Origin of the sequence: Exiguobacterium sp. s145 (assembly GCF_018618835.1) — a bacterium.
Taxonomy (GTDB): domain Bacteria; phylum Bacillota; class Bacilli; order Exiguobacteriales; family Exiguobacteriaceae; genus Exiguobacterium_A; species Exiguobacterium_A artemiae.
The window spans coordinates 47,651-68,043 of the sequence record NZ_JACSMV010000016.1; the positions used below are offsets into that span (position 1 = coordinate 47,651).

Genomic DNA, 20,393 nt, shown 5'->3' on the forward strand with positions numbered 1-20,393 from the left:
TACAAAAAAGTATATCAAATTCATTTCAAAAATTGACAAGAGATTTAATCAAAAAATGCATAGTTTTTTCACAAACGGATTTTATGATGAAAATTAAACACATTTCTTTTTTATAAATATTCCAAAAAATAGATTTATTTTTTGTGTGTAGGAGGAATTTGATGGAATTATCTTTTTTGTTAGCTTTTGGGGCAGGTTTTTTATCTTTTATTTCGCCATGTTGTCTGGCTTTATATCCCGTTTTTTTATCTTACATTACAGGGGTTTCAGTTAGAGAGTTAAAAGAAAATGAAAAGTGGAACTGGAATGGAGTTCCCCATACATTAGTTTTCCTACTTGGATTTTCGAGCGTATTTTTAGTTATGGGTTTTTCAACGTCATACTTGGCTGATTTTTTTATAGTGTATAAAGATGTTTTACGGATGAGCGGTGCACTTATTTTATTCATATTTGGTGTTATTCTAACTGGTCTATGGACTCCAACATTTTTACTTAAAGAGCGAAGATTGAACTTAGGAAAAAGAAAGCGTGGCTATATCGGAACATTTTTGGTCGGAGTCGGATCAGCTGCTGGATGGACTCCTTGTACAGGACCAATTCTCGCTGGAGTTATTGCTTTGATTGCCACAAATCCTGGTAATGGATTTTTATATATGCTCTTTTATGTTCTAGGTTTCTCCATTCCATTTTTCTTAATGTCGTTTTTGGTCGGGAAATCAAGATATTTAATGAAGTATTCTTCAAAGGTTACAAAAATAGGTGGAGGGTTTATGATTTTATTAGGTATCATATTGTATTTCGATGGTCTAACGAAACTAACTACAATATTGATTGACTTTACAGGGTTTAGAGGGTTCTGACGCTCTATTTTCTATTTCAAGAGGAGATGAATCATAAATGTTTCGTGAAAATGTCCTGATAATGGGAGTAGAGGAAAACTGGAAAGTGATGGAGAACATAAAACAACTTAAACCTTCAGGTATAGATATTCATATTTCTTCAAAAGAAGGATGGGTTCGAAAGTTACTTCCTGATTTTAAATATTTTGATTCATTTTCAAAAAAAGAATCAGAAGAAGGGTATATTAGTAATCTCATTGAATATTGTATTTCTCAAAAAATAGGCTGGATTATTCCTTTAAGCGAACAAGAAGCAACTACGCTATCAAAACACAAGTTAAAAATGAGAGAAAATAACGTAATGTTTATAACATCCTTTGACTGGGATAAAACAGTACTTCATGATTCATTTTCGGTTCAAGGTAATACCTTTACTTACTCTTTTGACCAAATAAAGAATGCGCCTGAAGGTGTAAAGCTGGGGAAAATTGATGCATATATCGATTATCGATCTGATGAAGTGATTTGCTGTTTTATGAGAGAAGAGTATGAACGATACCAAGATACGGTGCTTTCATATGAGGTGTTTTCTAATTCGATTTTAAAGCAGTGCGTAGCAATAATTGCTCAAAGGCTTAATATAAAGGGTTCTTTTTCTTTCGATTATCAACGTGATTCAGAGGATGTGTATACGATTACAAAAATAGAATGCTTCATGACGCATTCTACTCGTGAGGCTATTTTAAGTGATTATGATTTCGCTAATTATTTGTGGAGCAATATTCAAGGAATTGTCCTTTTAAAAGAATCAAATGATAAAAGTCCTTTTGTGTATCGCCTAAATGAAGAATATTTCTTTTTCTAAATTTCAACAGTTTGTTTCCATATGTAATCATCTTAAATGAGAAAGGTACTTTATGAATAAACTTTCATTTAAAATAACGCTATTTTATTTTTTCGGGATTCTCATGATTTTCATTCTCTCATCTGCTATTGTATACAACATTCTTGAACATCAACAAGTAGAAAGTGAACTGGAGAGCCTTCAAGAGAGAGGCAATAGTCATCGAGATGTTCTTTCCACTAACTTCGACAAGCAAACAGTTGAACACGTTGTTTTAATGGAGGAAAAGGCGATGACTGATGTGATTATCTTAGACAAAAATAATCAAGTCGTCGATTCATCTAACGACGCTGAACAATTTTTGAACCCGGATTGGATTCAAAAAAAGGATGGAATCGTAGAAGGTAATTGGAGAGAAGGCAAATTTTTAGTGACGGTGAGTAATATTGAAGATGGCGGTCAAATAATCATGTTAGAGCCGACAAAGTATATACAGCATTTGATGGGGGAATTGAAACAACAAGTAGTGTTCTCTCTATTCTTGTTAGTACTTTTTCTATTAGTAAGTGTTTATTTTTTGAGTTACATCATTATAAAGCCACTTTTATCAATGAAAGAGGCAACGGTAAAGTTAAGTAAAGGCGAGGTACTGAAAATCAGAGAAGCTGAGAGAAGTGACGAAGTAGGAGATTTAGCACGAGCGATCACTAAGTTATCTGTTGATTTACGTCACATTCAAAATACAAGAAAGCAATTTCTGACTTCAATCACACATGAATTGCGTACGCCGATTACCTACATCAAGGGATATGCAGGACTCCTCAAAAAAGACGAATCGAGATTTGGAGATATTATCTATGAGGAATCCGAAAGACTTCAAGAACTGATTGAGGATTTGTTTGAACTTGCTAGATTGGAAGAGCCACATTTTCAAATAGATCCTCAGATCACAGAGATGAATGATTTCTTAAAACAGATCAGTGAAAGAATAATTTTTAAATTTGAGGAGAAACAAGTGAAATTAATTCTTCAAAGTAATAAAACTCCCATCTACAAAGAGATAGACCAAGCTAGATTCGATCAGGTTCTCTTAAATTTACTGGATAACGCGCTAAAATATACACATGCGAACAAACGCGTATTTTTAAAACTTGATGAAAACTTTATTGAAGTTACGGATGAAGGTGGTGGTGTGGATGAGCAATCACTCCCGTATCTTTTTGATCGTTTTTATCGAGTAGATTCTTCACGAAATCGTGAAACAGGAGGTACTGGGCTCGGTTTGGCTATCACGAAAGAAATAGTTGAAGCGCACAAAGGGACCATCGTAGCTATTAATGTAGAAAACGGGCTGAAGGTTGTCATTGACTTGAGGGGGATTCCAGGATGAGAACCATTGCTTTGGTAGATGATGAGAATCGAATGTTAGAACTGATTGAACTCTATCTGCAAGACAGATATACCTGTATTAAGCTGAACAGCGGAAGAGAGATATTGAACTTGATTGATGTAGATGAGCCTGACTTAATCATATTGGATGTGATGATGCCTTTAATGGATGGTTTTGAGACCTGTCAAAGGATAAGGGAAGTTTCGAATGTACCAATCATTTTATTGACAGCACTCGACGGAAAAGAAGAAATCGTAAAAGGATTACAACTGGGAGCAGATGATTACATTGTGAAACCGTTCGACGAGGCGGAATTGAAGGCAAGAATTCAATCGATTTTCAGACGAACTACGGTTTCTTTAGGATCAAAAATCGAATCGTCGGGTCTAATCTTAAATGAAGACGCCCATGAGCTGTATTATGATAATCATTTAGTCAAAGTCACGCCAAAGGAATTTTCATTACTTGCTAAGTTATTAAAAAATCCAGAACGTGTCTATTCAAGAGAGGAACTGCTCTCAAGTTTATGGTTAGCAAATGAGTGGACAGATGAACGAACGGTCGATTCTCATGTAAGAAACTTAAGAGAAAAACTTAGGAAACTCGAGTTTCCTATTGAAGAACACTTTCGCACAGTATGGGGAATTGGTTACAAGTGGGTGCCTTAAATAAGGAGAAAGAAGACAAGAGAGGAACGGTTAAAAAACCGTTCCTCTCTTGTTTATCGTTTATTCTGCAGATAGTTCGTCTTCAGTCACCCATTTATGATTTTTCACTTCTTCACCTGTAGTCGATTCAAAATCAATCATATACACTGTTGTTTGCTTAGCTGAATCGATAGTGGCCGTAGCATCCTTCATTCCTTTCATATGATCCGCGTCTACTTTTACTTCATCGCCTACTTCATAAGGAGATGATTTAGGATCTACAATCTCTTCTTGAATAATCCACTTATGATCCATGACACGTTTCCCACCATTTGTAGGGTCATAAGAAATGCTATAAGCAGTAGTATCATAAGCTCCTACAACTTTTGCTTCTGCCCCTTTCATGCCTTCCATATGTGCTTCTTTGATCATCGCCATGTCGCCAACTTTAAATTTAGGATTTTTAGCCTCTTGGAGCCCTTTCGGGACCTCTTTCGATCCAGACATGTCCATCGTCGAATGATCCATACCATCCATATTTTTATCCATGCTTCCTGTTGATTTAGAATCATCACCATTGCTTCCGCACGCAGCGAGTCCTAAAGAAAGTGAAGCAGCCATGGTTGTCATAAAAATCTTTTTCTTTAATTTCATAAAAAATTACCTCCAATTGTTTTTTTTATGCTTTCCATAGACTTTATCACACAAATTTGCAGAAACTTTGCAGAGAGTAGAAAAGTAGCACATTGGAAAAAACTATAAAATTCATTGGTAGAAAGACATAGTTCTTTCACAATCATTCTTTAAGTTAAAGATAATAATTGATTGGAAGGAATGATCCATATGAAGAAAACATGGTTAATCGCAACTATCGGTATCTTTACTCTCATGATTATAGTGGGCGGTTCGTATTTACTTCTTACCCGAGGTACTATGTCAAATAACAAACAGCACATGGGATCTATGATGAATGGAGGAAACACTACTACAAATCAGAATATGATGGAAGGTATGGGACATGGTGCGAGTGTCGATTTAAAATCAACTGAAGAAAAAGAGCGACGATTAAACATCCCTAAGATACTAAAAGCCGATCGTGAAACCAAGAATTCCATTCAATACACGATTGTCGCTAAACAAGGGGAAACAAAGTTCTTTCGAGATGCTAAAAAAACTAAAACTCTAGGATATAACGGAAATTATTTAGGTCCTGTAGTGGAGTTAAAAAAAGGGAAAACAGTAACAATCCGTACAGTGAATCGCTTATCAGAAGCCACTACATTCCATTGGCACGGTCTTGTTGTACCATCATCCGTAGATGGTGGACCACATCAGGTCGTGAAAGCTGGTGAGACGAAGGTAGTAAAGTTTAAAGTGAAGCAAAATGAATCGACATTGTGGTTTCATCCACATCCAATGGGTAAGACTGCTGAACAAGTATACAAGGGGTTGGCAGGATTGTTATACGTAAAAGATGAAAAAACTAAAGAGACGATGCTACCTCAAAAATATGGTGAAAATGATATTCCATTAATTCTTCAAGATCGAAAAGTTAAAAATAGGAATGTCCTTGAATATGCTGATGTAGAAAAAACAGATGGGGCTTTAGGCGATACCCTCCTCGTAAACGGAACGATTAATCCGTATTTTAACGTGAAATATTCGCAACTTAGGGTCAGGTTGATAAATGGATCCAATGCACGGAACTATGCAGTGAAGTTATCTGACGGCTCATCCTTTAAAAAAATTGCTGATGATGGTGGTTACATCTCAAAAGCGAAAAACGTAAAGAAAATTGATTTAAGTCCAGGCGAACGTATAGAGGTATTGGTAGACTTTTCAAAAAGAAAAATTGGTGAGACTGTTGCATTTGAGACAAATGGAGTGAAAGTCGTTAACTTCAAGCTGAAGGAAAAACAAGGGACGAGTCTAAGTGCATTGGCACCGAAAAGTGTAAATGAAAATCTGCTCAAGACCTCGTCTAAAGTGAATCAGAAGTTAACTCTCTTCGGAATGGGCAAAAATGTTGAAATCAATGGAAAGAAGTTTGATGAGACGAGATTCGATATTAAAGCAAAAAAAGGCGAAACGGAAGTCTGGGAAATCTATAATAAAAAAGACATGATGGGCGGAATGACTCACCCCTTCCACATTCATGGAGTCCAATTCAAGGTATTAGAACGAAACAATCAGAAACTGGATAATCAAGAAACAGGTATAAAAGATACTATCGCCATAAAACCAGGCGAACGAGTTAAGATTCAGATGACTTTCAAAGAAAAAGGGGTATTTATGTACCATTGCCATATCCTTGAACATGAAGAGAACGGAATGATGGGGCAGTTGAGAGTAGATTAAAAAAACGAGTAGCTGTTTTCATCTTTTCTTCACAAATTAAGGAAATAGGCTTTGTGTAAGTCAAATAAAGATGAAAAAACGGAGGTTTTTTAAAATGAATACTGGACAAAAAGAAGTCTTAAACGCCCTACAGAACTGTATAGTGACTTGTAATGAATGCTTTGATGCGTGTTTGAGTGAACATCATGTTTCTTCGATGGTAGAGTGCATACGTCTAGATAGAGATTGTTCTGAAATTTGTAGTCTTTTAGTACAAGCTATTTCTCGAAACAGCAGCAATATCGGTGTTCTTGCTAGAAGCTGTGTTGAAATTTGTGAAAGATGTGCCGACGAATGTTCGAAACATGATCATGATCATTGTAAGAAGTGTGCTGAGGCTTGTAATGAATGTGCAACAGTCTGTCGTAAATTAATTGTTTAAAGTGCAGAGTTAAAAATGAAGGAGCATCTAGAGCCGCCATGCCAAAAAAGTGTGAGCTAAAAATCTGATGCTCCTTTATCTATAAAAACTACGGTACTTAGTTATGAAAAATTTCATAACCTTTATAGACCAGTAGTATGGTGAGAAAAAAGAAGGATACATAGAGAGTAACGATTAAACTCTTCATAAATGCTTTCATGAAAATCAACTCCATCCTATAGTTTGAGTTGATTATATAGAAAGTTCGTGAAATTAATGAGGAAATAGATTGACAATCATTTATTATTAAAAAATTCTAATGTAAGAGGTGGTGGCTAGGATGGATAAAATATTAATTGTTGATGATGAAATAAGAATGAGGCAATTATTAAGACTTTATCTAGAACCAATAGGATATGAATGTAGTATGGCGAATGATGGGATCGAAGCTTTGGAGAAAGTGAAAAAAGAAACTTTTGATTTGATTTTATTGGACGTCATGATGCCAATGTACGATGGATTCGAAGTATGTAAGAAAATAACGGATTCTCACCCGGAAGTCCCAATCATCATGATAACGGCTCTAAATGATGCTGAATCCATCGTCAAAGGACTAGATGCTGGAGCTACAGATTATGTCACAAAGCCGTTTAACGGGGACGTACTTTTAGCAAGAGTTCGATCTGTCATGAGAAGAAAAGCAAAAGAACCCGTTATCTACCACGGACTTACGTTCGATGAGAGTAACGATTTAATTGTGTTAGATGGTAAGTCGATTGATTTCACACCCAAAGCACATGCGTTACTGAGATTATTTCTTCAACATCCTGGAAGGCTATTCAACAGATTGGAGCTTTATGAATTCGTTTGGTCTTATACATCAGAATCGGATCCAAGGACAGTGGACTCTCATATTAAAATGATCAGAGAGAAGTTAAGAGAGTTAGATTATCCAATTGATAGCCACCTGAAAACAATTTGGGGGAGAGGATATCGTTGGAGTGAGGATGAAACAAAATGACACCTTTGCTATACAAGTAAAAGTGTCATTATAAAAATCATAAAGGAGTGGGTGTCGGTTTCGAGTAGCCATCTTTATACGAAGAATCGATTTCAGAACGAATATCTTTAATCGATTCTCCATCCCGTTGCTTCAAAATAGACTTTACAGCAATCTCAAGACATGTGCTGCATGTTGTTCCGTGGCTTGTCCATTTCACCGACCCATCCGTCGTATTTTCTTCTATGAAGCAATCATAATTATTTTTGTGATTGACTGTTTCACCACAGCCACAATAACAAGGCATTTTCTCTAGTAGTTTACGATTTTTCGCTACAGCTTGATAAACATTTCGTACATCTTCAGGTTGATTTTTTAAAAATGTAGGAAGTATTACCGATGATGATGTTTCTTCAATCTTGTCACCGCTCATATGTTTCGCATGATCGGCTTCCTTTGAATGATTGGGAGTAGAAAACTCCGTCGTGTCTTGAGCACAGCCGACCGCGATCAAGGACAGGCTAATAAGGCTTACACTTTTTAAGAGTATGTTAAGTTTCACGATTCGATTCTCCCTCGAGATAATTTTGTAGGCGCGCAAAACAAAGCGTGTGAATTAGCATTTTTCGTATTTTCTAGTAGCTCTTTTTTCTGTTCACGATAATACCTATTCATTCATTTGATCATAGTTTTCATTGATTCAGTTAATTCATGAATCGTCATCAATCGTTTGATGTATACCTCGAACTTGTCCTTCAATTCCTTTTAAAGTTCCAGTACTTGTGTTTTTCACTCTAAATAGTCTTCTTTAAACAAAGGGTCTCATTTTAAAAGATATACCCTACTTGTATGATAGTTTTTAATTTTTAGTGTGTCAAAATACATTTTATATATAAATATAATTTAAAGAAAAAACGATATGTCACTCTATATATACACCATACAGGTATATAGTACGTAAAAGGGGGTTTTCTTATGGATCACCATATCAATCACGAACATACTCAGCATGAAGACCAACAAATGGGTGCTTCACATCATGAACATGAAGGAATGATTGGAGACTTCAAGAAAAGATTTCTCGTATCGTTAATATTGACTGTTCCAATCCTGCTACTTTCTAAAATGATTCAAGAATGGTCGGGTATCAACATTAGCTTTCCATATGACGACGTTGTTTTGCTTTTTCTATCCACAATTGTCTACTTCTACGGTGGATGGCCGTTCTTAAAAGGTAGCTTAGACGAAATGAAACAAAAAAATCCGGGGATGATGATGTTGATCGCTTTAGCGATTAGTGTTGCATACTTTTATAGTGTGGGCATCATCTTAGGTCTAGGAGAGGGACATGACTTTTTCTGGGAGTTAGCAACGCTCATAGATATTATGCTTTTAGGACATTGGATTGAAATGAAATCAATCATGGGCGCGTCTAACGCGCTACAAGAATTAGTCAAATTGTTACCCAGTATTGCGCATCGAATTGATGATGAAAAAATAGAAGATATTGAGGTGTCGGAATTACAGACTGGTGACGTGATTCTGATCAAACCTGGGGAGCAAATTCCAGTTGACGGTAAGATAATAAAAGGAGCAACAACAGTTGATGAATCGATGCTGACAGGTGAATCTCTTCCCATCGAAAAGAAAATGGACGACAACGTAATTGCTGGCTCCATTAATCAAGAAGGAAGCTTGACCGTTGAAACGAAAAATACAGGTGAAGGCACGTATCTATCGAAAGTGATCGAATTAGTCAGCGAAGCACAAGCATCTAAATCTAAAACACAAAATTTAGCGAATCGTGCAGCAAAAATTCTCTTCTATGTCGCTGTTTTTGCCGGTGTGTTGACATTTATCATTTGGCTTGCATTAGGATATCCGCTCAGCATTGCTATCGAGCGTATGGTGACTGTCATGGTTATTTCGTGTCCCCATGCACTAGGACTTGCAGCGCCATTGGTCGTCTCTGTCTCGACGGCGCTGTCTGCTAAGAAAGGCTTATTGATTCGAAATCGGACGCAGTTTGAAGAGGCACGGAAATTAGACGCCATTATTTTTGATAAGACAGGTACTTTGACGCAAGGTAATTTTGGTGTGACGGATTTGGTGCCGATTGATGAAATTTCCTCAAACGAACTACTTCGTCTAGCAGCTGGAGTCGAACGTTCATCCCAACATCCTCTTGCTAAAGGGGTAGTGAAAAGAGCAGAAGAGCTACAACTATCACTTCCATCGATCGAAGACTTTATGTCTATTACAGGAGTCGGATTGGAGGGGAAAGTAGAGGGTACGTTAATTCGTGTAGTGAGTCCTCGATATATTCGTCAAGAAAAAATAACGATTGATGAGCTCGCTTTTGAAAAATTATCTGAAGAAGGAAAGACCGTCATATTTGTATTGAAAAACAAGCAATTACTGGGAATGATTGCACTTGCTGATTTAGTAAGAGAAGAAGCAAAAGAGACTGTGACTGCGCTTAAAAACAAAGGCATAAATTCAATCATGCTCACTGGTGACAATAAAAAGGTTGCACATTGGGTTGCCAAACAGTTGGGTATTGACGAAGTTCATGCAGAAGTTTTACCTGATGATAAATCAAGACAAGTAAAGAACATTCAATTGGAAGGGAGGAAAGTAGCCATGGTGGGTGATGGCATTAATGATGCACCCGCACTGGCACAAGCTGACGTAGGGATTGCGATTGGTAGTGGAACCGACGTGGCAGTCGAAACCGCTGATATCGTACTGGTCAGAAGTAATCCGAAAGATGTTCTCTCTATCCTTGAACTTTCCCGAAGTACTTATAACAAAATGATTCAAAACCTATGGTGGGCAGCTGGTTATAATATTATAACAATACCACTAGCAGCCGGCGTTCTAGCTCCCTATGGTGTGATCTTATCCCCAGCCATTGGGGCAGTACTAATGAGTCTTAGCACCGTCATTGTTGCTGTAAATGCTAGAATGTTAAAAATATGAAATCATTTGAATTGATTTCAGAACTTATTAGTGGCCAAGCACTGGATTTAATCGCGTGTAAAAAGTCTATGAGTATTCGAAGACTTTTTACACGCGATTTTAATTTTATTAGAATATATGATTATGTCCATATAGAGAACATAAAACAGAGCTGTAACGTTCTGTGTGATGGAAGGGACTGTAAGCCGACTTTTAGATTGCTTCTAGTCTTTCTCCTCTCAAAAAAAGCTTTTCGATTGCGAACACAGTAAGCCAGCGTCCTGATACGCTGTCCGTTTTTTTGAGGTCTGCCTCCGTTCGTCCGTGACCCTTCTAATTTTTCGTACGTTTCAGTTCGTACTTTCAAATCTTCGTAAATCGAATCGGATGAACGTATAAAAAATAATAACGAATGCTTCTTTAAAGTCAATAAAGTGGTACGTGCTAGTTCTTCGACCATGTTGTCACTCCAAAACTTATTTTAGACAGCAACAAAATTCGAGGCCACCATATTCAAATGAACATTTGAATATGGTGGCCATTGTGCTATATTTATCTTAGAAATTAAAATTTAAAGGAGGAGATTCTGTTGGCGCACGACCATAATCATAGTCATAACAACGTAAATATAAAGGCACTGAAGTGGTCTTTCATGCTAATCTTTTTATTTATGATTATTGAAGTTATTGGAGGGATTTGGACCAATAGTCTAGCGTTACTTTCAGATGCTGGGCATATGCTAAGTGATGCTGCTGCACTTGGGCTTAGTTTAACAGCATTAATGTTCGGCCAACGGAAGGCTACGGATCACAAGACATTCGGGTACAAGCGTTTTGAAATTTTAGCGGCCTTCTTGAATGGAATCACGTTGATTGCTATCGCACTTTATATTTTCTATGAAGCATATCGACGTCTCCTTGAACCCCCTGCAGTTCTCAGCTCAGGCATGCTGATCATTTCAACTATCGGCTTACTAGTTAATATTGTTGTCGCATTCATCCTCATGCGGGCGGACAAAGACAAAAATTTGAACGTTAGAAGTGCCTTTTTACATGTAATTGGAGATTTGCTTGGGTCAGTCGGTGCCATTATTGCAGCAGTGCTGATACTGTTTTTTGGCTGGACGATAGCCGATCCGATTGCAAGCATAGTAGTTGCAATTCTTGTCTTTGTCAGTGGTTTGCGTGTAACAAGAGATTCATGGCATGTCTTGATGGAAGGGGTCCCAATCAATTTGAACGCCAGTGAAATTAAAAGTGTGCTACTTGGCATCGAAGAAGTGGAAGAAGTACATGACTTTCGTCTATGGTCCATCACATCTGATTATCATGTACTAAGTTGCCATTTAGTAGTTAAATCGGATGAAGCACGAAAGGGTGTACTTAGACAGGCCCGTACGTTGATTCATGACCAGTTTGATTTACAAGATCTTACGATTCAAATCGAGTGTACAGGTATCGATGAATGCTCGCATGCGGCACATGAGAGCCACGCTCATTGATAAATGAACGTTGTAAAATACTTTAATCGAATAGAAGGAGGTGTTGACCTTTCCCTTTTCTGATTAACTTCAGAAAGTGGGAGGGTCGAATCATGTTATGAAACAAAAGAAGGTTTTAGTTGTTGTAACGTTGCTGATCGTTTTTTTAATAGTTCTTTCAATGTTTTTGATCAAGAACAATGCTGTTCAAGAAAAAAAGAGTACAGTCCTAAATGATACGGTAAAAATAGAAGGTCAACCGACACAAGGAGAAAACTCTGCACCTGTTTCAATCGTCGAGTTCGGAGATTATAAATGTCCGTCTTGTAAACAATGGGGGGAAACAGTTTATCCGAAGCTGAAAAAGGAGTTCATTGACACTGGTAAGGTACAGTTCAGCTATATCAATGTTTTATTCCATGGGGAAGAATCGATTTTGGCCGCTAAGGCATCAGAATCTGTTTATCGCCAAGACAAGAAGGCATTTTGGACATTCCATAAGGCGATTTATGATGCACAACCGAGAGTCGAACAGCATGATGACCCATGGGTGACTGAAGAATCCCTGTTAAGAATCGCTGCAAAATCAGTACCAGGCATTAATCAAGAACAACTCACATCTGATTTAAGAAATAATGCGGACATCCTTGATGAAGTGTCGAAGGACGATGCACTCGTGAAAGAACACGGTGTCGAGCTGACACCTACGATCGTGATCAATGGTATTAAACTCGATGACCCGTTTGATTACGATACGATTTCCCATGTGATTGAAGAACAGGTAACGGCCGATGAATGAACAGGTACGACGTTATGGTATGTATATAGCGTGGATCATAGCACTCGCTGCCACACTCGGTAGCCTGTATTTTAGTGAGATTCGTGGATTCGTACCTTGTGAGCTCTGTTGGTCACAACGTATTTTCATGTATCCGCTCAGTATCATCCTGGGCGTCGCCGTATTCAATAATGATTCAGGTGTGGTTCGATATGTATTACCACTTAGCCTTATCGGGGGAAGTATTTCTGTCTACCACTACATGGTTCAAAAGATTCCAGGATTTACTGAGGTCAAGCCATGTCTTCAAGGTGTCCCTTGCAACGTACAATATATTAATTGGTTAGGTTTCATAACGATTCCCTTCCTTGCCCTGACAGCATTTTTGCTAATTACGCTGATTATGATTGGAGTTCGACAAGCGTTTAAAAAAAAATAAGTTAATAAGAGAGAGTCACTTCATCTCATTTAGCGATTTTCTTCATATCATGAGTACGACTAGAACATAAAGAGGGAAAACATAAAACTTTCTTTTTTAATTTATAGCTTTTTCCCTGATTGAATCGACGGGATAAGGAAAAGAAAATCGATTATATAAAAAAGACAATGTCTCATTTCAATTTCGAAATGAGACATTGTCTTTTTTATATGACTGGAAGATTGTATATCGTTAAAACTCTTGATCAAGAAGATACTAAAGTGAATTTTTTAATCAAAACGTCAAAGAAATACTATACAAGAAAGCTAAAAATAAGGAAACAGACATTCCTAATCCTAAAAAAAGTGTTTTGATCGATTCATTCGTTTTTCTAATAAGGAATACTACCAATCCCCCGAAAAGAAGACCAATCACCAGGAACAAGACGGATGTCATTCCTGGTTCAAACTCGATGTTTGAATATGCAAAGCGTAGATTAGGGAAGACGAAAGCAGACAGCTGTCCGGCCCCACTTGATTTGAGTGTATCCTCTACGGAGTGAGGTGGCTCTTGCTGACCGAGCAACGCAGTTGCTGCGAAGATGAAGAGAATCAGTGTACCTTCCATGCGCATTCTCATCTGTTTGACTTTAAGCGTTTGTTTGGAAGAGGCATAACTCCATTTCCCATTCATGAAACCGATGATCAGCACAGGGAGAATTAAGACATGTTTCCATAGTAAGGCTTGACCATACGGTAAAATCCAAGAATTCGGATAGTCGTCTACTTTCACGACGACTGACATCAAATAGATGCCGGATCCGAGGATAATCAAAAAGCATAGCGTCACGAGCGGTCTGAACCATTCCAACACGTTGTCCCAACGGGGATTCGATGCGTTGGAATAGCCTAATACGAGTAAACCGCCAGTCCAAATGAAGACAGACAAAGCATGAGCGGTATGTACGAGTAATCCTTCTGCACCTGTGATACTGGAGGCGTGTCCGGACCATGCGAGTGTACCAACCATGGCAAGTAACAAAAATAGGGCAAACTTCAAGCGTCCCGAATGGAGTGACGTATTCCTGACGACCAGAAAAAGTAATATGCAACAGATTGTCATCAAGATTAAGGCATTTCCAGCTTCGAATGTAAGCAGAACGGACCGCAGAGTCAACCACAGTCCGATGTCTTCTTGCAAATAAAGTACGATACGTATGACCGACAATGAAAAGAAAACAGGAATTAATAGGATGAGAAGTCGTATCCATCTTATCGGGAACGCTACATCAGGTCGATAAGTGTGAGGAATGAGCTGTAACGAGAAATGACCGATCAACAGTGCAAAACAGGCGTACAGCAATGTATCTCCTAAAATATAGAGCAAAGTCATTTTGTTCGCCCCTTCAAAACAATCTGATAAAAGAAGAACAGTAACATGATAAGTAATCCACCGGCAATTAGGAATGGAAAGAAATCAGTCTCTTCAGCGGGGGACGTTGTCGTCTTCACTGTTTCCGTGTCGGCGTCTTTCTCTTGGATGGGCTTCGGCTGCTCGCTCGTTTCGCTCGCGGTCGTTTGGGTTTCGATATTGAACAGATAGGTTCCTTCGATAGGATGTCCATCTGTACCGATGATCTTCCATTGGACGCGATACCGACCAAATGTCAGCTCTCGATCGAGCTGGAACGTCATACGTCGCCTTTCTTGTGTGAAAGTACCCTTCAGTGCATCCGAAGAAGCGAAATCAAATACTTGAATACTTCCACCGGCTTCGATGTTCGTCTCGAAGTTCAACGTGATGGTTTTTGTAGGCAGAACAGTCTCATCTGCCTGGGGTGTGGAAGATTCGAGCCCAGTGTGAGCTGAGGCTTGTACAGGACACCACAAGAGCATTCCTGATAGCAGTAACAATAGGTAATTTATTCGAAACATCTTTTCAACTCCTTTATGTTTGTTATGTACGGTCCAAATCATAAGGGATAAAAACAGACACCTCAAGATTTTTTGACGCTTACATTAGTGAATGCTAATATGATGATAACATATTAGTGAATTCGAATATGAAAAAGGAGTGAACATTTTGGAACAATTACTGGAACCATTGGACTTGAAGGTGAGGGTCGTTCATGGTTTTTCTAATAAAACACGACTTCAAATCTTAGAGTGTATCTATGATGGTGAAAAGACAGTGACAGAAATCGTCGAGGCGGTCCAAGGAAATCAGTCTAACGTTTCACAGCATCTAGCTTGTCTAAAAGGATGCGGATTGATTCAAAAACGGACGCAGGGAAAGTATGGCTACTACTCCCTACGCAACGAGACGGTCAGGGAACTGTTACGACTATTCGGGACACTGACTCTCGAAATCGGACAGGAATCTGCTTGTTGTGAACATCACATCGAGGAGGCGTAATGATGGCCAGCTCCTGTTGTAACAACAGCTCTCTAAAGGAAAGCGAAGCAAGTGAACCGAAGGCTATTTCTACATCAATAACAACAACGTGCTGTGCCACGAATGAGGAAGATTGACTCCGGACAAAGGGTATACAGTCGAGTTGCTGTTCGAAATCGACATCCGAGATAGCCGGTACGAGCATACAAAACGAATCTTCTCTTCCTAAAGAAGAGGATACTTGCTGTAGCACGATATCAAAGACAGATGCAAAAAAATCGGACACAGATACCTGTTGTTCTTCGGGTAATGCTTCTTCGGATTTGATTCAGCCTGATCATACAACTCATACCTACCGAATAGAAGGGATGGATTGTCCATCCTGTGCAGTGACTCTTGAGAAGGGATTAGTGACGATAGCGGAGTACCAGAAAATGTCCGTCAACTACGGTGCGGCCCGTTTGAAAATCGAGAGCGAATCAGAACTGGATGATCGTCGGCTTCAAAACGAGGTGAAGAAGTTAGGATTTCAACTTATTGTTCCAAATAAAGAGGAAAAACATGTTCAGACGTATGCGGTTTCGGGGATGGATTGTAGTAGTTGGGGTACCACCAACAGTTTGACATAAAACCCACGCTAAGCAAATTTCAACATAAAATAAGCCGATGATTCTCTACGCTAAGGAATCATCGGCTTATTAGTAAATATTCTAGCCGTTTTATTATCTGTTTAAATCTAGACATATTTCCATTTGGTTATTCATGATAATCAATCCTAACATGCTGGTACTTGTCATTTTTAGGGTTCCTTTGTGGTAACTCCTCAGTTTTTTCTATTGAAATGTTAGTTAGACCCTGTGTTACAAAGTAATCTAATAGGGCTTCATAAGCTGCACTCTGTATTAGTGACAGGATATGACCAATGCTATATTTACTTTAATGATCCACTAGCAAACACAAAGAATAAAAAGGCTAAAATAGCAGACTTTGAAGCTACACAGGTGCAACTGGGTAGACAAGCAATTACTTATATCAAATAGTTAGTTGGTTAAGATGTATTCCATTATTGTAAATAAGAAAAACAAAAGTCCCAACTGTTAACTAGAGGGACTTTTGAAAATTATTTTTTAATAATTTATTTAACTCAAAAGGGTACTGAAAGTTTCGTTCTCCACCATGATATAGATTCCTAAACCAATAAAGACAATGGGTATAATCCACCTACCGTAATTCTCTAAGGTTTCAGAGACATGTTTAAAAGCCGCCAAACGATATCCAATAAAACACCAAATTGCAACCATAATAAAGAAAGTAATAACCGTTACTGCTAGTTGGTTCATGGTTAAAGTAGAGAAGAAAGGAACGTATATTCCAATGTTATCTCCGCCATTAGCAAATGTTATAAATGCTACACTTAAAAAGACACTATTATACTTTCCAGAATTTAAACTTGAAAGAATTGCATTTTCATCCTCATCTTCTCCCTTTATAAACAACATAATCCCTAAATAGATTGGAATTAGTCCAAGTAATCCTACCCATTTCTCTGGAATTAACATAACTCCAAAAGTTCCTAAGAGACTTACTACTACTAACAAAGTAAACCCTAGATATTGTCCAATAATTATATCCTTAGGGGATATATACTTATTCTTTGTCTGATTACCTTTTAAACCTTCACTCGTTTTCACCTGTGCTTTTGCCTGAGAAAATAACAGCATCAAAACAAAGATATCATCAATATTGGTAACTATAAATGCCCCTATTGCAGAAATAACGTTCAAAATTAAAGTCAATTACATCAACTCACTAACTGATTTTTTATTATATTTAGAAGTTGTACTAATAATAAGCCCATTTTAGAAAAGGAATTTCCATCTGTTTGGAAGAGCACTTTTTAGCACTTTTCCCTTTATTCTTTCACTTTCATTAGTCGCAAACCATTTAGAGCTACTAGAAGGGTTGCGCCCATATCGGAAACAATGGCAATCCAGAGCGTTAACCAACCTGGGATGACCAATAGTAAGGCAATAAATTTAATAGCAATTGCAAAAGCAATGTTAGCTTTGATTATATTAAGAGTTTTCCGGCTAAGTTTTATGGTGAATGGAAGTTTTCTTAAATCGTCTCCCATTAGAGCGACGTCTGCAGTTTCTAAGGCTGTGTCTGTACCAGCTCCACCCATTGCAATACCAACTGTTGAGGCCGCCAATGCAGGTGCATCATTGACCCCATCTCCTACCATTGCTACGTGGCCATACTCGGATCTCAACTGTTTAATAAAGTCTAATTTGTCCTGTGGCATTAATTCTGCCTCTATATCAGATACTCCAACCTGCCCTCCGATAGCTTTCGCAGTACCTTTGTTATCACCAGTAAGCATAATTGTTTTTTTGATACCAAGTTGATGTAACTTTTGAATAATTTCCTTACTTGACTCACGAACTTCATCAGCAACTGCAATAACTGCAAGTATTTCTTTTGCGGTTCCAATAATCATGGCTGTCTTACCTTGATTTTGAAGAGTAGTAACATTTTGCTCTAAGTCTTTATCGAAATCATTAGTCAATAATTCCTTAAAGAGTTTCGGGCTACCGATATAATAAGTCGCCCCGTTTACGATACCCTTTATACCCTTTCCTGTGATAGAAGAGAAATCCTCTACCTGTACGTCAGAATAAGTAATGTTTTCTTCTTCTGCTTTTTTCATGATGGCTGAAGCAAGAGGATGCTGAGAACGATACTCCAATGCAGTAATAATGGATAGTAATTCTTTTTCATTTATCTGTTTGTTCAACACATTATAATCAGTTACAGCTGGGACCCCTTTTGTTAATGTTCCTGTTTTATCGAATGCAATAGCCTTTAAGGCGCCCATTTCTTCTAAATACACTCCACCTTTTACAAGGACCCCTTTTTTCGCAGCATTTCCAATCGCTGAAACAATAGAAATAGGAGTCGATATAACCAACGCACAAGGACAACCAACAACAAGAACAGCTAATCCTTGATAAACCCATGTTTCCCAACTGCCATCAAAGAATAATGGAGGGACTATAGTAACTAATGCTGCAATGATCATAATAATCGGTGTGTAATATTTTGCGAATTTATCAACAAATGCTTGAGAAGGAGCGCGTTCCCCTTGTGCTTCCTCTACAAGATGAATAATTTTAGAAATTGTTGTATCTTCTACAAGCTTCGTTATTTCTACTTCAAATAATCCTTCTTCATTTAAGGTACCTGCAAATACTTCATTATCAACCGTTTTCTCAACAGGGACTGATTCACCTGTAATAGCTGCTTGGTTAACGGCAGAGTACCCACTTACAACTACACCATCCATCGCAATCTTTTGACCAGGTTTTACAATCATGATATCCCCAACAGCAATATCATCAACATGAATCATTATTTCTTGTCCATTACGTCTAACAAGTGCCTCTTTAGGAGCGATATCCATTAATGAACGAATCGATTGTCTTGCTCTATCCATAGAGAATCGCTCAAGTGCTTCACTGATTGCAAAGAGAATAACAACAATGGCAACTTCTGCCCATTCTCCAATAATAGCACCACCTATAACAGCCACTGTCATAAGGGTTTTCATATCAAATTCAAAACGTAGTAAGTTTTGCAAACCAACTTTAAAAAGTGATAATCCTCCGATAAACATGGATGCTAAAAATAATAAGGTAGTAACAATGTTCTCTTCTCCATTCACATACGAAGAAAGATAACCAAAGGCAATCAATAAGGAAGCATAAAGTAGAGCACTATGCTTTTTATAAAACGGCACTTTCTCTTCTTTCGTATCTTCTTTTACCTCTTGTGATGCTTGGCGAGCAGATTTTTCAGGTGTCACTTTGAGATTCTCAAATGCACCCGCTTTTTCTAGTTCTTCTATCGTTGCATTACCATAAACAGCAATTTTAGATGCACCAAAATTTACTTTTGCATCCTCAACTCCAGATAGCTGTTTTACATTTTTTTCGAATTTACCCGCGCAGTTTGCGCAAGTAAAACCTTGTACACGATAGGCCTTCATTTCTTGTTCAGATGTTATTGCCTTTTGATCAGACATTGACATTCACTTCTTTCTTATGTTCTAGTACAATCATCATTATTTGTCTAATATGTTCATCGTCTAACGAATAAAACGCTAGTTTTCCTTCTTTTCTATATCTCACAATCCCCTGCTTATGAAGGGTCCTTAAATGATGAGAAGCATTTGCCACCGTAATACCGATAATATTTGCTATATCACACACACATAACTCTTCATCTTGACACAAAGCATAGGTAATCTTTGCCCTATTTTCATCCGCAATTGCTTTTAACATTTGGGCAACACTAACAATATCGATTGTTTTTAAATCACCTTGTATTCGATTGACCTTTTCCTCGTCATAACAAAAAATTTCACAAGTATCTTTCTTATTCACATTATCACCCCATCTATATTCAAGTATTCACTTGAATATAGTGTACACCTTTCCTTGGTTAATATTCAAGTGTTTACTTGAATATAATGTACACTTAATAAAAGCCCCCATTCGGGTTTTTTTGTGTTTAAGGATATCGATATACTGTATTAGTGTTTTTTTAAGATTCATATCTCGCATAGAATGTAAATCTCTTGCTGATTATTAACTTTGTTGATTATTTTGTATATATGATGTAAAAAACAAAAATTATTATAGATAATACTTATTCAATTTATGTATTTTTAATGAAAAATTTATTTTTGATATAAAAAATATTATATCAAGTGAATATTTAAGTTGCATTTTATTGGCTCATCACCATAAGGTGTGGTTGACACATAAAATCCATCGGATTTTAAATCGAACATAGAAAAAAAGCGAAAACCCCGGTATCGTA

The 20,393-nt window shown here is 37.6% G+C and carries 20 protein-coding genes and 1 pseudogene; 14 read left to right on the plus strand and 7 right to left on the minus strand.

The annotated features are described in order from the left end of the window. Positions 1-161: 161 nt before the first annotated feature. The 4 genes from KNQ07_RS11975 to KNQ07_RS11990 are packed head-to-tail and all read left to right on the plus strand — an operon-like array spanning position 162 to position 3,741. A complete protein-coding gene (locus KNQ07_RS11975; RefSeq protein ID WP_064506582.1) occupies positions 162-860 on the plus strand; it encodes a cytochrome c biogenesis CcdA family protein in 699 nt (232 codons plus the stop codon). 37 nt (positions 861-897) lie between these two features. After that, positions 898-1,704, plus strand: a complete 807-nt coding sequence (locus KNQ07_RS11980; RefSeq protein WP_214766904.1) for a hypothetical protein — start codon at positions 898-900, stop codon at positions 1,702-1,704. 52 nt (positions 1,705-1,756) lie between these two features. Next, positions 1,757-3,073, plus strand: a complete 1,317-nt coding sequence (locus KNQ07_RS11985; RefSeq protein ID WP_064506584.1) for a sensor histidine kinase — start codon at positions 1,757-1,759, stop codon at positions 3,071-3,073. Continuing rightward, a complete protein-coding gene (locus tag KNQ07_RS11990; RefSeq protein WP_064506585.1) occupies positions 3,070-3,741 on the plus strand; it encodes a response regulator transcription factor in 672 nt (223 codons plus the stop codon). The genes KNQ07_RS11985 and KNQ07_RS11990 overlap by 4 nt, the downstream gene beginning before the upstream one ends. Positions 3,742-3,801: 60 nt before the next feature. Here KNQ07_RS11990 and KNQ07_RS11995 read toward each other — a convergent pair whose 3' ends face one another. Then, entirely contained in the window at positions 3,802-4,374 is a 573-nt protein-coding gene (locus KNQ07_RS11995; RefSeq protein ID WP_047394599.1) for a YdhK family protein, read from the minus strand. A gap of 189 nt (positions 4,375-4,563) precedes the next feature. Here KNQ07_RS11995 and KNQ07_RS12000 point away from each other — a divergent pair, with 189 nt between their 5' ends. The 3 genes from KNQ07_RS12000 to KNQ07_RS12010 all read left to right on the plus strand — a co-directional run bounded on the left by KNQ07_RS12000 (position 4,564) and on the right by KNQ07_RS12010 (position 7,499). Then, positions 4,564-6,078: a multicopper oxidase family protein gene (locus KNQ07_RS12000; protein ID WP_214766906.1), complete on the plus strand. Its 1,515-nt coding sequence runs from the start codon at positions 4,564-4,566 to the stop codon at positions 6,076-6,078. A 94-nt stretch (positions 6,079-6,172) separates the two neighbouring features. Continuing rightward, on the plus strand, positions 6,173-6,499 hold the full coding sequence (locus KNQ07_RS12005) for a four-helix bundle copper-binding protein (RefSeq protein WP_082892467.1): 327 nt from the start codon (positions 6,173-6,175) through the stop codon (positions 6,497-6,499). Positions 6,500-6,818: 319 nt separating this feature from the next. Next, entirely contained in the window at positions 6,819-7,499 is a 681-nt protein-coding gene (locus tag KNQ07_RS12010) for a response regulator transcription factor (RefSeq protein WP_047392207.1), read from the plus strand. A gap of 37 nt (positions 7,500-7,536) precedes the next feature. Here the strand turns inward: KNQ07_RS12010 and KNQ07_RS12015 are convergent, their stop codons facing one another. Beyond that, positions 7,537-8,040 carry a PCYCGC domain-containing protein gene (locus KNQ07_RS12015; protein ID WP_214766908.1) on the minus strand — a complete coding sequence of 168 codons (504 nt, stop codon included), beginning with the start codon at positions 8,038-8,040 and terminating at the stop codon, positions 7,537-7,539. 413 nt (positions 8,041-8,453) lie between these two features. Here KNQ07_RS12015 and KNQ07_RS12020 point away from each other — a divergent pair, with 413 nt between their 5' ends. From KNQ07_RS12020 to KNQ07_RS12035, 4 genes are all read left to right on the plus strand, one after another. Beyond that, on the plus strand, positions 8,454-10,460 hold the full coding sequence (locus KNQ07_RS12020; RefSeq protein WP_214766910.1) for a heavy metal translocating P-type ATPase: 2,007 nt from the start codon (positions 8,454-8,456) through the stop codon (positions 10,458-10,460). A 568-nt stretch (positions 10,461-11,028) separates the two neighbouring features. Beyond that, positions 11,029-11,940: a cation diffusion facilitator family transporter gene (locus tag KNQ07_RS12025; RefSeq protein ID WP_214766912.1), complete on the plus strand. Its 912-nt coding sequence runs from the start codon at positions 11,029-11,031 to the stop codon at positions 11,938-11,940. A 97-nt stretch (positions 11,941-12,037) separates the two neighbouring features. Continuing rightward, positions 12,038-12,718 (plus strand): DsbA family protein, encoded by a 681-nt coding sequence (locus KNQ07_RS12030; RefSeq protein ID WP_214766914.1) that lies wholly within the window; start codon positions 12,038-12,040, stop codon positions 12,716-12,718. Then, positions 12,711-13,136, plus strand: a complete 426-nt coding sequence (locus KNQ07_RS12035) for a disulfide oxidoreductase (RefSeq protein WP_214766916.1) — start codon at positions 12,711-12,713, stop codon at positions 13,134-13,136. Before KNQ07_RS12030 ends, KNQ07_RS12035 begins: the two co-directional genes overlap by 8 nt. 273 nt (positions 13,137-13,409) lie before the next feature. On the opposite strand, the gene KNQ07_RS12040 is transcribed toward KNQ07_RS12035, so the two are convergent. Together KNQ07_RS12040 and KNQ07_RS12045 are read right to left on the minus strand one after the other, a co-directional pair. Then, positions 13,410-14,174: a copper resistance D family protein gene (locus tag KNQ07_RS12040; RefSeq protein WP_214766918.1), complete on the minus strand. Its 765-nt coding sequence runs from the start codon at positions 14,172-14,174 to the stop codon at positions 13,410-13,412. A gap of 329 nt (positions 14,175-14,503) precedes the next feature. Further along, positions 14,504-15,049 carry a copper resistance CopC family protein gene (locus KNQ07_RS12045; RefSeq protein WP_214766920.1) on the minus strand — a complete coding sequence of 182 codons (546 nt, stop codon included), beginning with the start codon at positions 15,047-15,049 and terminating at the stop codon, positions 14,504-14,506. A 148-nt stretch (positions 15,050-15,197) separates the two neighbouring features. On the opposite strand from KNQ07_RS12045, the gene KNQ07_RS12050 reads away from it, so the two are divergent. From KNQ07_RS12050 to KNQ07_RS16410, 3 genes and pseudogenes are all read left to right on the plus strand, one after another. Continuing rightward, positions 15,198-15,530, plus strand: a complete 333-nt coding sequence (locus tag KNQ07_RS12050) for an ArsR/SmtB family transcription factor (RefSeq protein WP_082892469.1) — start codon at positions 15,198-15,200, stop codon at positions 15,528-15,530. A gap of 302 nt (positions 15,531-15,832) precedes the next feature. Continuing rightward, positions 15,833-16,138, plus strand: coding sequence for a cation transporter (locus tag KNQ07_RS16350; protein ID WP_261966313.1), 306 nt, complete (start codon positions 15,833-15,835; stop codon positions 16,136-16,138). A gap of 255 nt (positions 16,139-16,393) precedes the next feature. Next, positions 16,394-16,549 (plus strand): annotated as a pseudogene (locus KNQ07_RS16410) (C39 family peptidase); the annotation flags it as partial. Between the two features lie 99 nt (positions 16,550-16,648). Here KNQ07_RS16410 and KNQ07_RS12060 read toward each other — a convergent pair. The 3 genes from KNQ07_RS12060 to cadC all read right to left on the minus strand — a co-directional run bounded on the left by KNQ07_RS12060 (position 16,649) and on the right by cadC (position 19,954). Continuing rightward, positions 16,649-17,305: a CadD family cadmium resistance transporter gene (locus tag KNQ07_RS12060; protein ID WP_047392229.1), complete on the minus strand. Its 657-nt coding sequence runs from the start codon at positions 17,303-17,305 to the stop codon at positions 16,649-16,651. Between the two features lie 116 nt (positions 17,306-17,421). Continuing rightward, on the minus strand, positions 17,422-19,593 hold the full coding sequence (locus KNQ07_RS12065; protein ID WP_214766924.1) for a heavy metal translocating P-type ATPase: 2,172 nt from the start codon (positions 19,591-19,593) through the stop codon (positions 17,422-17,424). Further along, on the minus strand, positions 19,586-19,954 hold the full coding sequence (gene cadC / locus KNQ07_RS12070) for a Cd(II)-sensing metalloregulatory transcriptional repressor CadC (protein ID WP_003322301.1): 369 nt from the start codon (positions 19,952-19,954) through the stop codon (positions 19,586-19,588). The genes KNQ07_RS12065 and cadC overlap by 8 nt, the downstream gene beginning before the upstream one ends. Positions 19,955-20,393: the final 439 nt, after the last annotated feature.